This window comes from Microbulbifer guangxiensis, assembly GCF_021729075.1.
Taxonomy (GTDB): domain Bacteria; phylum Pseudomonadota; class Gammaproteobacteria; order Pseudomonadales; family Cellvibrionaceae; genus Microbulbifer; species Microbulbifer guangxiensis.
Map to the genome: position 1 here is coordinate 37,601 of NZ_JAJSAQ010000002.1, position 12,835 is coordinate 50,435.

At 60.8% G+C, this 12,835-nt stretch carries 14 protein-coding genes; 2 read left to right on the plus strand and 12 right to left on the minus strand.

The window, feature by feature from the left end:
• Positions 1-69: 69 nt before the first annotated feature.
• A complete protein-coding gene (locus LVD12_RS04385) occupies positions 70-264 on the plus strand; it encodes a YnbE family lipoprotein (RefSeq protein ID WP_237065958.1) in 195 nt (64 codons plus the stop codon).
• Positions 265-273: 9 nt separating this feature from the next.
• On the plus strand, positions 274-603 hold the full coding sequence (locus LVD12_RS04390) for a YdbL family probable chaperone protein (protein WP_237065959.1): 330 nt from the start codon (positions 274-276) through the stop codon (positions 601-603).
• Between the two features lie 113 nt (positions 604-716).
• On the opposite strand, the gene rpoS is transcribed toward LVD12_RS04390, so the two are convergent.
• The 12 genes from rpoS to tilS form a co-directional block, all read right to left on the minus strand.
• Positions 717-1,775, minus strand: coding sequence for an RNA polymerase sigma factor RpoS (gene rpoS / locus LVD12_RS04395; protein ID WP_237065961.1), 1,059 nt, complete (start codon positions 1,773-1,775; stop codon positions 717-719).
• A gap of 289 nt (positions 1,776-2,064) precedes the next feature.
• The gene (locus LVD12_RS04400; protein ID WP_237065963.1) at positions 2,065-2,919 is read right to left on the minus strand and encodes a peptidoglycan DD-metalloendopeptidase family protein; all 855 of its coding nucleotides are present in this window, start codon (positions 2,917-2,919) and stop codon (positions 2,065-2,067) included.
• A 143-nt stretch (positions 2,920-3,062) separates the two neighbouring features.
• Positions 3,063-3,950 carry a DUF368 domain-containing protein gene (locus LVD12_RS04405; RefSeq protein ID WP_237065965.1) on the minus strand — a complete coding sequence of 296 codons (888 nt, stop codon included), beginning with the start codon at positions 3,948-3,950 and terminating at the stop codon, positions 3,063-3,065.
• A gap of 47 nt (positions 3,951-3,997) precedes the next feature.
• On the minus strand, positions 3,998-4,669 hold the full coding sequence (locus LVD12_RS04410) for a protein-L-isoaspartate(D-aspartate) O-methyltransferase (RefSeq protein WP_237065967.1): 672 nt from the start codon (positions 4,667-4,669) through the stop codon (positions 3,998-4,000).
• 75 nt (positions 4,670-4,744) lie between these two features.
• The gene (gene truD, locus LVD12_RS04415; RefSeq protein WP_237065969.1) at positions 4,745-5,722 is read right to left on the minus strand and encodes a tRNA pseudouridine(13) synthase TruD; all 978 of its coding nucleotides are present in this window, start codon (positions 5,720-5,722) and stop codon (positions 4,745-4,747) included.
• On the minus strand, positions 5,719-6,207 hold the full coding sequence (gene ispF, locus LVD12_RS04420) for a 2-C-methyl-D-erythritol 2,4-cyclodiphosphate synthase (RefSeq protein ID WP_237066814.1): 489 nt from the start codon (positions 6,205-6,207) through the stop codon (positions 5,719-5,721). Before ispF ends, truD begins: the two co-directional genes overlap by 4 nt.
• 5 nt (positions 6,208-6,212) lie before the next feature.
• On the minus strand, positions 6,213-6,932 hold the full coding sequence (gene ispD, locus LVD12_RS04425) for a 2-C-methyl-D-erythritol 4-phosphate cytidylyltransferase (RefSeq protein ID WP_237065971.1): 720 nt from the start codon (positions 6,930-6,932) through the stop codon (positions 6,213-6,215).
• Complete coding sequence (locus LVD12_RS04430; RefSeq protein ID WP_237065973.1) at positions 6,929-7,219, minus strand: septum formation initiator family protein; 291 nt, start codon at positions 7,217-7,219, stop codon at positions 6,929-6,931. The genes ispD and LVD12_RS04430 overlap by 4 nt, the downstream gene beginning before the upstream one ends.
• 87 nt (positions 7,220-7,306) lie before the next feature.
• Positions 7,307-8,593, minus strand: a complete 1,287-nt coding sequence (eno, locus tag LVD12_RS04435; RefSeq protein ID WP_237065975.1) for a phosphopyruvate hydratase — start codon at positions 8,591-8,593, stop codon at positions 7,307-7,309.
• 135 nt (positions 8,594-8,728) lie between these two features.
• Positions 8,729-9,574, minus strand: coding sequence for a 3-deoxy-8-phosphooctulonate synthase (gene kdsA, locus LVD12_RS04440; protein ID WP_237066816.1), 846 nt, complete (start codon positions 9,572-9,574; stop codon positions 8,729-8,731).
• Positions 9,575-9,667: 93 nt separating this feature from the next.
• Positions 9,668-11,314 (minus strand): CTP synthase, encoded by a 1,647-nt coding sequence (gene pyrG, locus LVD12_RS04445; RefSeq protein ID WP_237065976.1) that lies wholly within the window; start codon positions 11,312-11,314, stop codon positions 9,668-9,670.
• A 124-nt stretch (positions 11,315-11,438) separates the two neighbouring features.
• Positions 11,439-12,752 (minus strand): tRNA lysidine(34) synthetase TilS, encoded by a 1,314-nt coding sequence (gene tilS, locus LVD12_RS04450; RefSeq protein WP_237065977.1) that lies wholly within the window; start codon positions 12,750-12,752, stop codon positions 11,439-11,441.
• Between the last annotated feature and the right edge of the window lie 83 nt (positions 12,753-12,835).

Here is a 12,835-nt window from a genome sequence, read left to right on the forward strand (position 1 = left end):
GCATCGGGTTCAGTTTGGGTTAAGCTAGGCCCGATAATATTGCATGACGCTGACATCCAGGAGTGACTCATGACCGGCACCAGACTGCTTATCCCTCTGCTGATGGCCGCACTGTTTACCGCGGCCTGTACGCCGACGGTGGCAGTACAGGCCCCAAGCGAGCCAATCACTGTGAACCTCAACGTAAAGATTGAACACGAGATCCGCGTCAAGGTAGACCGGGAGCTGGACAATCTGTTCGAGGATAAAGAGGGAATTTTCTAAGGAGCCATGATGAAAATGCTGACCAAACAATTACTGCTGATTATCGGCCTGGTCATTGCCTTCCCCGCCCTGGCCATTTCTCTGGACGAGGCCCGGTCACAGGGACTTGTCGGCGAGGCCAACAGCGGTTATATCGCGGTTGTAGACCAGTCCTCCCCGGAACTGGAGCGCCTGGTCACGGAGGTCAACAGCAAGCGCAAGCGCGAATATGCCGCGATCGCCAAACGCAATGGCATCGACATTGCCCAGGTAGCGGCCCGTGCGGCGGAAAAACTGGAAGCCCGGCTCAGGCCCGGCGAGTTCTACCAGGACAACCTCGGCAGGTGGGTACAGAAATAGTTGCTACGTTACCGGGCACGGGCATCGACCCAACAAAAAAGGCCGTGGGAGTTATCCCACGGCCCTTTGTTTTCTGTTCGCTGAATCAGGCCAGGCTGGTATCGGATTTGCTGTTACAGGTTGGCAAACAGTGAGAGCCCATCCAGCCCCTGCTTCTCCATGACTTCGCGCAGGCGCTTGAGAGCATCCACCTGTATCTGGCGCACCCGTTCCCGGGTCAATCCAATTTCCCTGCCAACCTCCTCCAGAGTACTGGCTTCATAGCCGCGCAACCCAAATCGGCGTGACACTACCTCGCACTGCTTGTCCGGCAGCTCGCCCAGCCAGCGGTTGATACTTTCAAACAGGTCCGAGTCCTGCAGCAGCTCAGCTGGATCCGACTCCTGCTGGTCCGGGATCGTGTCCACCAGGGTCTTCTCTGAAGAGGGGCCGATCGGTGTATCCACCGAAGTTACCCGCTCGTTCAGCCCCAGCATGCGCTCCACGTCCTCAACGGGCTTTTCCAGCAGGTTCGCGATTTCCTCGGCCGAGGGCTCATGGTCGAGCTTCTGCGCAAGTTCGCGGGATGCCCGCAGGTAGACATTGAGTTCCTTCACTACATGGATTGGCAGGCGAATCGTGCGGGTCTGGTTCATGATCGCCCGCTCGATGGTCTGGCGGATCCACCAGGTGGCGTAGGTAGAGAAGCGGAAGCCACGTTCCGGGTCAAATTTCTCCACAGCGCGAATCAGGCCGAGGTTTCCCTCCTCGATCAGGTCCAGCAGAGCCAGGCCACGGCTGACATAACGCCGCGCAATTTTGACCACCAGACGGAGGTTGCTCTCGATCATCCGCTTGCGGGCCGCCGCGTCACCACGGAGGGCCTTACGGGCGTAATAGACCTCTTCCTCGGCGGTAAGGAGCGGGGAGAAACCGATTTCGTTCAGGTAAAGCTGTGTGGCATCGAGGTTCTTCTGCAGGTAGTTTTCACCATCTGACCTGCGTGCCCGAGCCTTGAGCGGGGTAGGTTCCGAGTTTTTCTTGGCTGCGGTCTTTCGGGATCGACCGCTGGGTTTTTCCTGTGTCTGTGATTTTGCTGATTTCTTTCCGCGAGTAGTGCCTTCGTTGGCTGCTAGCTCTGGAGGAAGGTCTGCCTGTCCAGCTGCCAGCTGGTCGCGACGATGTGCTTCCATTTCCCCAACTCCTTGTAAGTTTGCCAGTCTCAGTCGCACCACAGCAATACCGCTGCGTGGGCCGCTGTGAGCGCGACAGTCGCCGGTTTCGGGGACAGCAAGGAGCGGCGGAGAAAAGGACAAACTGCTGGGGCAATTTGTTACAGGGAGGGGACATCGAGCCAGTCGCAATGCGCCTGGCTGGAGGCTCTAGCCCTGCTCTGCCGACCTTGGGCAGGTCACGAATCCGGTGACTACCTCAAGTGGTACAAAATAAAAATCCATTTTTATTTACAGGGCCGTCGGCGCCTCACGGATTGCGCGGCAGATAGGCTAACGGGTCAACTGGCTGACCGTTTCTACGAATTTCGAAGTGGAGCTTGTTGCGGTCTGTACCACTTGAACCCAGTTCCGCGATCCTCTGCCCCGCCTTCACTTCGCTGCCCTCTTCCACAAGCAACTTGTGGTTGTGGGCGTAAGCACTGAGGAACTCCTCATTGTGCTTAACGATCAGCAGCTTCCCGTAACCTCTCAGCGCACTTCCCGCGTAGATCACGGTGCCATTGGCTGCTGCGAGTACAGAGTCCCCCTTTTGCCCGGCGATATCAACTCCCTTCCTGAGCGGGTCTCTGGGGCGGAAAGTGCTGATCAGCGGACCCCGTGCAGGCCAGCGCCAGGCGACTTGACCAGCGGGAGCCGGTTTTACAGGCTTCCGGGCCGCCGTCGATGGTGAAGATCTTTCTATTTTCGGGGGGGCTTTCTGCGTAACCGGCTTGGGGGCCGGTGCTGCTTTCCGCACCGGGACGGGAGCTGGCTTGGGCGCGGATACCAGTGCCTGCCCCTCGAGCCGCAACTGCTGGCCCGGAAAGATATTGTATGGCGGCGCGATGCCATTGATGGCTGCCAGATACTTGAAATCCTGGCCATAACGCCACGCAATGGAATACAGCGTCTCCCCGCGGCTTACGGTGTGATGACTGATCCGGTCACTCGGCGGCTGTCCGAGCGAGTGGGTCGGCGCTGGGTGGCTGGCGCAGGATGCCACCAGAAGGCTTAGCAGTGCTATGGTTAAAATTTTTAACACAGAGTGAAAAACCTGACCCGACAAGGGACTAAAGTCCCGCCAGTGGAAACCGCACAAATGTTGAATGACACGACATTTCATTATTCTCTTTTTACATCAAGGGGGCGCATTTATGGAAAAAGTGTCTAAAAAAATTCGCTTAGCCTCGGGCGATTCACGACCACTGATATCCCGGATCCGAACTTCTGCAGCCAGAAATGTGGCGAGAATGTTTTAGGCGCCCCTTATTGGTGCGCATCGTGCTTCTGTCCCCAGAGATCCACCACCAGAACGATCGCACCGGCCACCAGCGCCGCGATCCCGGCTGATAACAGGTAACTGCTCTCGCCGGTGACATCCGCATAGGTCCATGGCGTGGTGTTGGACATCAGCGGAGTCATTTTGTCTCCAAGCGCCGCCACCTCTTCACTGGGCAATTTCCACGGCCAGATGATCTTCAAGCTGCCCAGAAGGATGCCACCCAGGAAAGCCAGAGTCCTGGCCACATAATGGTGCATCAACCAGGAGAGCAGTCGGCTGAACAGCATCAGACCGGTCACCGCCCCCCCGGCAAAGGACAGCAGTTTCACCAGCTGGAATTCGTGGACAGCTGTCAGCACATGGGGATAGATGCCGATCATTAGCAGAATGAAGGAGCCGGAAATGCCGGGCAGGATCATGGCGCAGATCGCCAGGGCACCCGAGAGAAACAGGGTCAGGGGCGTTGCCGGAATCTGGGCGGGTCGCAGCTCACTGACACCGACCGCTACGAGCACCCCCAGGATCAGATAGACCAGGGCACCGGTATTCCAGCGGGGCACCCGTCGCAGGATGGGGATCACGGAGGCGAGTACCAGGCCGAAGAAGAAACCCCAGACCGCAATGGGGTAGGTATCCAGCAGGTAGCCGATCAGGCGCGCGAGGCTCACCACACTGATCAGGATTCCGGAAAACAGCGCCAGCAGGAAGCTGCCGTTGATGTACTGCCAGGCGACCAGCGGGCCGTGGCGACGCAACACGGTCAACGCATGGGGGCCAACCCGGCTGATGGAATCCAACAGTTCCTGGTAGATGCCGGTAATAAAGGCGATGGTGCCACCGGAGACGCCAGGGACGACGTCAGCTGCGCCCATGGCCATCCCCCGCGCGGCCACCCCCCAAAGGCGACTCTTGCCCCCGCTCATCGGACCACACCGCCAAGCAAAGGCACGAAACGAACCGGCTCCAGCCGTTCGACATCAAACTGCTCGCTGTCACCTCGCCTTGAAACAATGGTAAGGAACTGGCGCTCGTTGCCGACCGGCATCACCAGTACACCGTCCGGACCGAGCTGCTCCTTGAGCTCGGCGGGGATGGAGGCGGGAGCGGCAGCAGCCAGGATCGCGTCGAACGGTCCCTCCTCGGCCCATCCGAAGCCACCGTTGCTGAGACTTGTCTCCACATTGTAGAGCCCGAGCTCCCGGAAACGGCGCCGGGCCTTTTCCAGTAGTGGCCCGATACGCTCAACCGAATACAGCTTGTCCACAAGCCGCGCGAGAATTGCCGTCTGGTAGCCGGAGCCCGTCCCCACTTCCAGCACCCGGTGCAGGGACTTCGCCCGGCTGAGCAACAGCTCTGTCATCCGGGCGACGATGTAAGGCTGAGAGATGGTCTGGCCGTAGCCTATGGGCAGGGAAGTATCTTCATAGGCGCGAATGGCCAAGGCTTCATCCAGGAACAAATGTCGCGGGGTCGAGGCCATCACATCAAGTACGGCCTCATTGCTGATTCCCTCTTCCCGCAGCCGCTGAATGAGCCGATTGCGGGTTCGCTGGGAGGTCATCCCCAGCCCCTCACGTTTCAAGCGATCCATAATACCCCTATCAAGTCCCGATAGCCGCCCATGGCTAACGCAGTGCCGGCGCAACGGCCGGTTATTTTTGTTGCTCTATTTTATGTTGGCGCCGCTCTCATTGACCAGCGCCGACAGCTCCCTCAATACTGCGGTCGCAAAGGCACCCGGCGGGAGCGCAAAAGCCAGCTGCAGGTTATCAGCCTGCCACTCGAAGCTGTAGCCCTCGGGCTGGAGTAACAGGCCGCGCCGCTCCTGCTGCAGGCCGCAGTGCTCCAGCCAGTCACATAGGCCCGACCACCTCTCGAGTACGGACGCCTCGAGCTTTTCGAGTTCGGCTGTTGCCGGGTTGCGGCCCCGCCCCCACAGCGGCCCGGTCGGCTCCTCCCCGGGCTCGCCGGCCATGCTTTCCCGCCAGGTGCCTTCGGTGACGCGCTTTGCCAGAACCTGGTTGAACAGCCAGCTGCGCGCTGCCGACATGGCGAAAGCACGATCACTGCGCTTGACCCGGGCACCGTCGGCAATCCGCAACGCCAGGTCCAGATTGCCACCCTCGCGCCCGAATCGCTGCTCGCCAAAGTAGTTGGGGACTCCGTCGGCGAGGCGCTCCAGTATTATCCCGGCACGCTCGCGGTCACCGCGCACATCGCGCAGGGTGATGACGAAACGGTTGCCCGCGTGTTCTCCTCGACGCAGCTTGCGCGAGCCGCGGAATACGTCGAGGATAGTCAGCTCATCAGAATTCAGTTGCGCCCAGTCCGGCGCGCTTTTCTGGCCCAGCCAGACGCTGAACCACTGGGTGGTGACCGCGTGGCGGTCCTTCAACCCGTAAAAGCCGATATCACCGACACGAACACTGGCTGCCCTGGCCAGTTGCTGCGCGACCCAATTGGTGTTGGCACCGCGCTTGCGGATCTTCAGGTAAACGTGCTCGCCACCATCCTGTGCCGGAGGCGCCGCCAGTTCATCGACAATGAAATCCTCGGGCGTACGGCGAAAATCTGCCTCAATCGCCACGCCGCCCAGTCCCCGGGGCCAGTCGAGATCCCACTGTCGGGAATCAGATGAGGTCACGAGTCCTGTTTCCCATGCCGGGCCAGCAGTATGGCCGCCTGTGCCGCGATGCCCTCACCGCGGCCGGTGAAACCGAGCCGCTCGGTGGTGGTGGCTTTGACACTGACGGCTGCGACATCGACATCGCAGTCAGCGGCAATGTTGCTGCGCATATTTTCGATATGCGGGGCCATCTTTGGCGTCTGTGCGATCAGCGTGCAATCGGCATTGACCAGGGAGTAACCGTGCTCGCGGATCAGTCCGATGACATGGCGCAGCAGCTGGCGACTGTCCGCACCGGAATAAGCCGGGTCGGTATCCGGGAAGTGATGGCCGATATCCCCCAGCGCCAGTGCACCGAGGAGCGCATCGGCCAGGGCGTGCAATAGAACATCACCATCAGAGTGGGCCCTGAGGCCGCGATCGTGGGGGATGCGTACCCCACCGAGCATGACATGGTCACCCTCACAAAATGCATGGACATCAAAACCCTGCCCAATTCGCATGGTCATCAGCGAGTGCCCTCTACAGCTGCAAACCTGAGACGCAGAACCGCCTCCGCCAACGGAATATCCTCGGGGTGGGTCACCTTGAGGTTGTCACTGCGCCCGGCGACCAACCGCGGCGACTCTCCCGCAAACTCGAGCGCGCTCGCCTCATCGGTGACCGGGTCACCGCGCTCCAGCGCTTCGCGCAGGGCACTGTGCAACTGGCCGAGCGGCGCCCGCTGGGGAGTCTGCGCGAGCCAGATGCGTGAGCGGTCCAGTGTCCTCTCCACAGTAGTACCATTGTCACCGAGGGGCCGCCCCAGCTTGACCGTGTCGCTGGCCGGGCGAGCCAGCAGCGCCGACGGCGCGCCAGAGGCTAACAGGGCCTCGATGTCCTCCACGGCAACACATGGGCGCGCGGCGTCGTGTACCAGAACCTGGGTGTCAGGGGAAACTTTCGGCGCGAGGAAGTTGAGTGCTGCCAGTACAGAATCAGCGCGCTCACTGCCCCCGTGCACCTGATACACGCGACTGTCCCGGGACTCGGGAAGATATTCGAAATCATTGTCGTCCGGCGCGATGGCCACCACCACACCAGCGACCCCGGGCCAGGTAAGCACATTGCGCAGGGTCAGGGAGAGTATCGGGCGACCGAGGAGCGGCAGGTATTGTTTGGGGCGATCGGCGCCCATACGACTGCCGGCCCCGGCGGCGGGAACGATCACCCAGTAGCCGGCAATCACTCGGATTTTTCCTCTTCCGGTTGCATGAAAATGAACAGCGTTTCTCCCTCGCGGATCAGCCCGAGGTCGTAGCGTGCCTTGGCCTCCACACCGTCGGTACCTTCCTTGAGGCTGCGCACTTCCCGCAACAGTTGCCGGTTGGCCCTGGTCAGCACCGCATTCTTTTCACGCTGCTCGGAAAGTTCGCGCTTCAGCCGGGAGACTTCCGCCAGACTGCCTTCCCCCACCCACAGACGGTATTGGAATATCACAAACAGGACAGTCAGTATTGCCAGCAGCCATCTCATTGGCGTAATCCGCTTAGCGTGCAGCGCGGGAAATCCGGCGGAGTGGATAGACCCGCGCTACGCAGGCCTTCCCACTCCGCCCCGCACTTACTTGAATTCAGCGCGGCCGCGGTACGGCGCAGCGCCGTCCAGCTCCGCTTCGATACGCAGCAGGCGGTTGTATTTGGCTACACGGTCGGAGCGACACAGGGAGCCGGTCTTGATCTGGCCTGCGGCAGTGGCCACAGCGAGGTCGGCAATGGTGGTGTCTTCGGTTTCACCGGAACGGTGGGAGATCACCGCGGTGTAGCCGGCGTCCTTGGCCATCTTGATGGCTTCCAGCGTCTCGGTCAGGGAACCGATCTGGTTGAACTTGATCAGGATGGAGTTGCCAACGCCCTTTTCGATGCCCTCTTTCAGGATCTTGGTGTTGGTCACGAACAGGTCATCACCCACCAGCTGCACCTTGTCACCAATCTTGTCGGTCAGAATTTTCCAGCCGTCCCAGTCGCTCTCGTCCATACCGTCCTCGATGGACAGGATCGGGTAATTGGCGGACAGCTCGGCCAGGTAATCCGCGAAACCTTCGCTATCGAATTGCTTGCCCTCACCGGACAGGTCGTACTTGCCACCTTTGTAGAACTCTGAAGACGCACAGTCCAGCGCCAGAGTGATGTCCTCACCCAGCTTGTAACCGGCTTTTTCCACAGCCTCGGCAATGACCTGCAGGGCAGCTTCATTGGACGGCAGGTTGGGAGCGAAACCACCTTCATCACCAACGGCGGTATTCAGGCCCTGGGAAGACAGCACTTTTTTCAGGGCGTGAAAAATCTCGGCACCCTGGCGCAGCGCTTCCGCGAAAGTTGCCGCTTTCACCGGCTGAACCATGAACTCCTGAATATCCACGTTGTTGTCGGCGTGCTCGCCACCATTCAGGATATTCATCATGGGCACCGGCATGGTGTATTCACCGGCAGTGCCGTTCACCTCAGCAATGTGCTGGTATAACGGGATTTTTTTCGAAACCGCAGCTGCCTTGGCCGCAGCCAGGGAGACCGCCAGGATCGCATTCGCACCCAGCTTGGATTTGTTTTCAGTGCCATCGGCATCGATCATCGCCTTGTCGAGCGCGCGCTGGTCGGTAGCATCCATCCCCTTGAGCAGGTCGGCGATGGTGGTATTGATGTTCTCAACAGCCTTCAGGACACCCTTGCCCAGGTAACGGCTCTTGTCACCGTCGCGAAGTTCCAGCGCCTCGCGGGAGCCGGTGGAAGCACCAGACGGTGCACAGGCGGAGCCAACCGCACCACACTCGAGAATCACATCGGCCTCTACCGTAGGGTTTCCGCGGGAATCCAGCACTTCGTAAGCTTTTACGGCAACAATCTTGCTCATTAACGGGGCTCCATGTTGATCATTTTTGTAAGTTGGCTAATTGAAATCTTTATTTAAATGAGAAACCGGTTCCGGCGATGCTGCCGCCGGTGACAATCTTCGCATCAGGCCGCGGGGCCTGATGCGCAGCCGGTTTTACTCGGTGTCCAGCGGTTCCAGGCCCTTGACCAGGTCATCCACCGCCTTCATCTGTGCCAGGAAAGGCTCCAGCTTTTCCAGTGGCAATGCGCTGGGGCCATCGCAGAGGGCCTTGTCCGGGTTCGGGTGGGCCTCGAGGAACAGGCCGGCGAGGCCAATGGCGAGACCTGAGCGGCCCAGCTCGGTAACCTGGCCACGGCGGCCCCCGGAGGCGGCACCGGAAGGATCGCGCATCTGCAGGGAATGGGTCACATCGAAAATCACCGGTGCGCCACCGGAGGCGTTGATCATGGTGCGAAAGCCCAGCATATCGACCACCAGGTTGTCGTAACCGAAGCAGCTGCCGCGCTCACACAGGATGATCTTGTCATTGCCGCCCTCGGCAAATTTTTCCACCACATTTTTTACCTGCGGCGGACTCATGAACTGGGGCTTTTTGACGTTGATCACGGCATTGGTGGCTGCCATGGCCTTGACCAGGTCGGTCTGGCGAGCGAGGAAAGCCGGCAGCTGGATAACATCCACCACCTCGGCGACCGGAGCGGCCTGGTGGGACTCGTGCACGTCGGTAATCAGCGGCACGCCAAAGGTCTTCTTGACCTCCTCGAAGATCCTCAATCCCTCTTCCATACCGGGGCCACGGTATGAATGGATCGAGGAGCGATTGGCCTTGTCGAAGGAGGCCTTGAATACGTAGGGGATTCCGAGCTTTTCCGTCACTTTCACGTAATGCTCGGCCACCTGCATGGCCAGGTCGCGGGACTCCAGCACATTCATGCCACCAAACAGCACAAACGGCTTGTCGTTGGCGACCTGGAGTTTTCCGACTTCAATGGTTTTCATCATTCGCTTTCCCTTAACCCGGCCCACTCCACCAGAGGAGGCCGGGTATGAATTCACCTGTTGGCAGGCTCCTGTAATCGGGTTGCCCTGCTCTTACTTTTTATTCTGCTTATTCTGCTCGTGCTGCTTCATGGCCGCTGAGATAAAGCTTTCAAACAGCGGGTGGCCGTCACGTGGAGTGGATGTGAACTCCGGGTGGAACTGACAGGCCACAAACCAGGGGTGTTCCGGCAGCTCTACCATTTCCACCAGCGTGTCGTCCGCAGACCAGCCACCGATCTTGAGACCGGCCTTCTGCAGCCGGTCGACGTAGTTGTTGTTCACTTCGTAGCGGTGACGGTGACGCTCGACAATCACATCGGCACCGTATATGTCGCGTGCCTTGCTGTCCTTGGCCAGGCGACACTCCTGGCCGCCAAGGCGCATGGTACCGCCGAGATCAGAGTGCTCGTCACGGGTCTCGACCTTGCCCTCACTGTCGATCCACTCGGTAATGAGTCCGATCACCGGGTTGGAGGTGTTGATATCGAACTCGGTGCTGTTCGCATCCTTGAGGCCCAGTACATTGCGCGCGTACTCGATCACCACGGACTGCAGGCCGAGGCAGATGCCGAGGAACGGGATATTGTTTTCGCGGGCGTAGCGAACCGATTCCAGTTTGCCCTCCAGGCCCCGCTCGCCAAATCCGCCGGGTACCAGTATCGCGTCGGCATTCTTGATCAGCTCCAGCCCACCTTCGCCCTCGACATCTTCGGCGTTGATAAAGTTGATATCCACTCTGCAGCGGTGCTTGATACCGGCGTGGGTCAGGGACTCGATCAGGGATTTGTAGGCATCGAGCAGTTCCATGTACTTGCCGACCATGGCAATTTTCACTTCGTGCTCGGGGTTGAGCTTGCCGTCCACAACCGCATCCCACTCGGACAGGTCCGGTGCCGGGCAGTCCAGCTGCAGCTTTTCCACCACGATGTCGTCGAGGCCGTAGGTGTGCAGAAGGCGCGGTACGCTGTAGATGGTCTTGGCATCCGGCAGCGGCACCACCGCACGCTCTTCCACGTTGGTGAACAGGGCGATCTTGCGGCGGGAATCCTCGTCGATCTCGCGCTCGGAGCGGCACAGCAGGATATCCGGCTGCAGACCGATGGACCGCAGCTCCTTGACGGAGTGCTGGGTCGGCTTGGTCTTGGTTTCACCGGCAGTGGCCAGGTACGGCACATAGCTCAGGTGAATCAGCAGGGCGCGGTTCAGACCCAGATCCACACGCAACTGGCGCACGGATTCCAGGAACGGCTGGGACTCGATATCGCCCACGGTACCGCCGATCTCGACGATGGCCACATCCATATCGCGGCCGCCCTCGATGACACGGCGTTTGATCTCATCGGTGATGTGCGGAATGACCTGCACGGTACCACCCAGGTAGTCCCCGCGGCGCTCCTTGCGCAACACGGTTTCGTACACCCGGCCGGTGGTGAAGTTGTTGCGCTTGGACATGCGCGTGCGGATGAAGCGCTCATAGTGGCCCAGATCCAGATCCGTCTCGGCGCCATCTTCGGTCACATAGACCTCGCCGTGCTGGAAGGGGCTCATGGTGCCCGGATCCACGTTGATATACGGATCCAGTTTCAGGATGGTGACCTTGAGGCCACGGGCCTCCAGGATGGCGGCCAGGGAAGCGGAGGCGATACCTTTCCCCAACGAGGAAACCACGCCACCAGTGACAAAAATATAGCGCGTCATGCAAAACCTTGGTCAGTTGAATGCCCGATGAGATCGGGTTTGCGGGGCCGGCGCGGCCAGACGCTGGAGGCGTCTCCCGCTGCCTTGAGATGGGACGCCAGACTACCAGAACCGGGCTTTTGCCTCAATCGAAAAAGGCCAGTGGCCGCCAATCCGGAAGCGCCTCTGGAGCCTCGCTGCCCCAACCCTCACAGAGGAACAGGTCGCCCACCGCGAGCAGCCGTTCCCCCTCAAAGATTAGCGGAACCCGCTCCCGCAGCCATGGCTCCAGCCCGTATTCCTGCAGAAGCTTCTTGAGCGTCTGGGAGTGCTGGCGCTCCAGGGGGCGGGCACGCTCCCCGCCACGACGAAACCTGACCGAGTATTCCGTGGCGGGCCAGCCGGGGAGAGGCCCCAGGCATCCTTCACCGGGCAACAGAAGCGGATGGCGGCCATCCCAAGAGACAGAGAAGTCCTCTGGTACCTCCGGCAGGACGGGCGTCAGAAAAAGCCGGTCGCGGAACCTTCTCGCCACAAGGCGACCCAACGGTACCGCCGGCAGGCGGTCGGCCTCGGCGCTGGCCAGCTGCTGTTCCAGCTCCGCCAGCTGCTGGGCATTCGGCCAGGCACCCCCAAGAGATTCAGTCCAGCCGCGCAGCACGTTGCGCCGGCGCCCGGCGCTGAAGGTATGGAACGGGTCGAGGGCGATGGATTCGCCGAGCCGTTCAGCCCGGTGGCGACAGGCCTGCAGGTCCGAGTCCGCCAGCTCACGCAACAGAGACGCACTCTCATTGAGGTTTTGCGTGGCCCTCCGGATCCGCTGGCGCAGCGGCCAGCGCTCGTGCAGCAGGGGCAGCACCCTTGCGCGCAGGTAATTGCGGTCGAATCGGACGTCGAGGTTGCTCTCGTCTTCGATCCAGGTGAGCTCGTGTTCGCGAGCGTAGCTTTCCAGGTCACGGCGCGCGACGTCGAGCAGGGGCCGGAGCAATTGCCCCTGCCCCAGCGGCCGGTTGCTCCGCATCCCGCTCAGCCCCTGGGGACCGGCGCCACGCAGCAGGCGCAGAAAGAAGGTCTCCACCTGGTCATCGCCGTGGTGGGCCAGCAACAACTGGTCACCGGGCTGCAGCAGCTGTTCGAAAACCCGGTAGCGGGCATCCCGGGCACCTGCTTCCACTCCGCCACTGGCGTCCACTGCCACCGGCTTTGTCAGCAGGGGAACACCGAGGGAGTCGGTCAGTTCGGCGCAGTGTTCGGCCCAGTCATCCGCGTTGGGCGAAAGCCCGTGGTGCACGTGCACCGCTGAGACCGGCTCGCCGTCCGCAGAAAGCAGGTGTAACAGCACCGTGGAATCGAGGCCACCGCTCAACGCCACCCAGCGGCGCCCGCGACAGGGATAGCGGGCGAGAAATGCCCGCAGCGATTCCTGGAGAGTGAGGGTGTCGTCGCCCAAAGTTGCCATGCCCCGCCCGAACGTGGAGGTTGGAAAAGCCGGCGCGGGAGACCACTCCGGCAAGGAGGCACAGTGTACCGCAGAGTGCCGGC

Bases quoted from the DNA above. Each gene is read 5' to 3' on its own strand.
- tilS (WP_237065977.1), bottom strand. From the start codon at position 12,752: ATGGCAACTTTGGGCGACGACACCCTCACTCTCCAGGAATCGCTGCGG.
- LVD12_RS04400 (WP_237065963.1), bottom strand. From the start codon at position 2,919: ATGAAATGTCGTGTCATTCAACATTTGTGCGGTTTCCACTGGCGGGAC.
- LVD12_RS04410 (WP_237065967.1), bottom strand. From the start codon at position 4,669: ATGGATCGCTTGAAACGTGAGGGGCTGGGGATGACCTCCCAGCGAACC.
- eno (WP_237065975.1), bottom strand. From the start codon at position 8,593: ATGAGCAAGATTGTTGCCGTAAAAGCTTACGAAGTGCTGGATTCCCGC.
- LVD12_RS04385 (WP_237065958.1), top strand. From the start codon at position 70: ATGACCGGCACCAGACTGCTTATCCCTCTGCTGATGGCCGCACTGTTT.
- LVD12_RS04405 (WP_237065965.1), bottom strand. From the start codon at position 3,950: ATGGGCGCAGCTGACGTCGTCCCTGGCGTCTCCGGTGGCACCATCGCC.
- ispF (WP_237066814.1), bottom strand. From the start codon at position 6,207: ATGCGAATTGGGCAGGGTTTTGATGTCCATGCATTTTGTGAGGGTGAC.
- pyrG (WP_237065976.1), bottom strand. From the start codon at position 11,314: ATGACGCGCTATATTTTTGTCACTGGTGGCGTGGTTTCCTCGTTGGGG.
- kdsA (WP_237066816.1), bottom strand. From the start codon at position 9,574: ATGAAAACCATTGAAGTCGGAAAACTCCAGGTCGCCAACGACAAGCCG.
- rpoS (WP_237065961.1), bottom strand. From the start codon at position 1,775: ATGGAAGCACATCGTCGCGACCAGCTGGCAGCTGGACAGGCAGACCTT.
- LVD12_RS04430 (WP_237065973.1), bottom strand. From the start codon at position 7,219: ATGAGATGGCTGCTGGCAATACTGACTGTCCTGTTTGTGATATTCCAA.
- LVD12_RS04390 (WP_237065959.1), top strand. From the start codon at position 274: ATGAAAATGCTGACCAAACAATTACTGCTGATTATCGGCCTGGTCATT.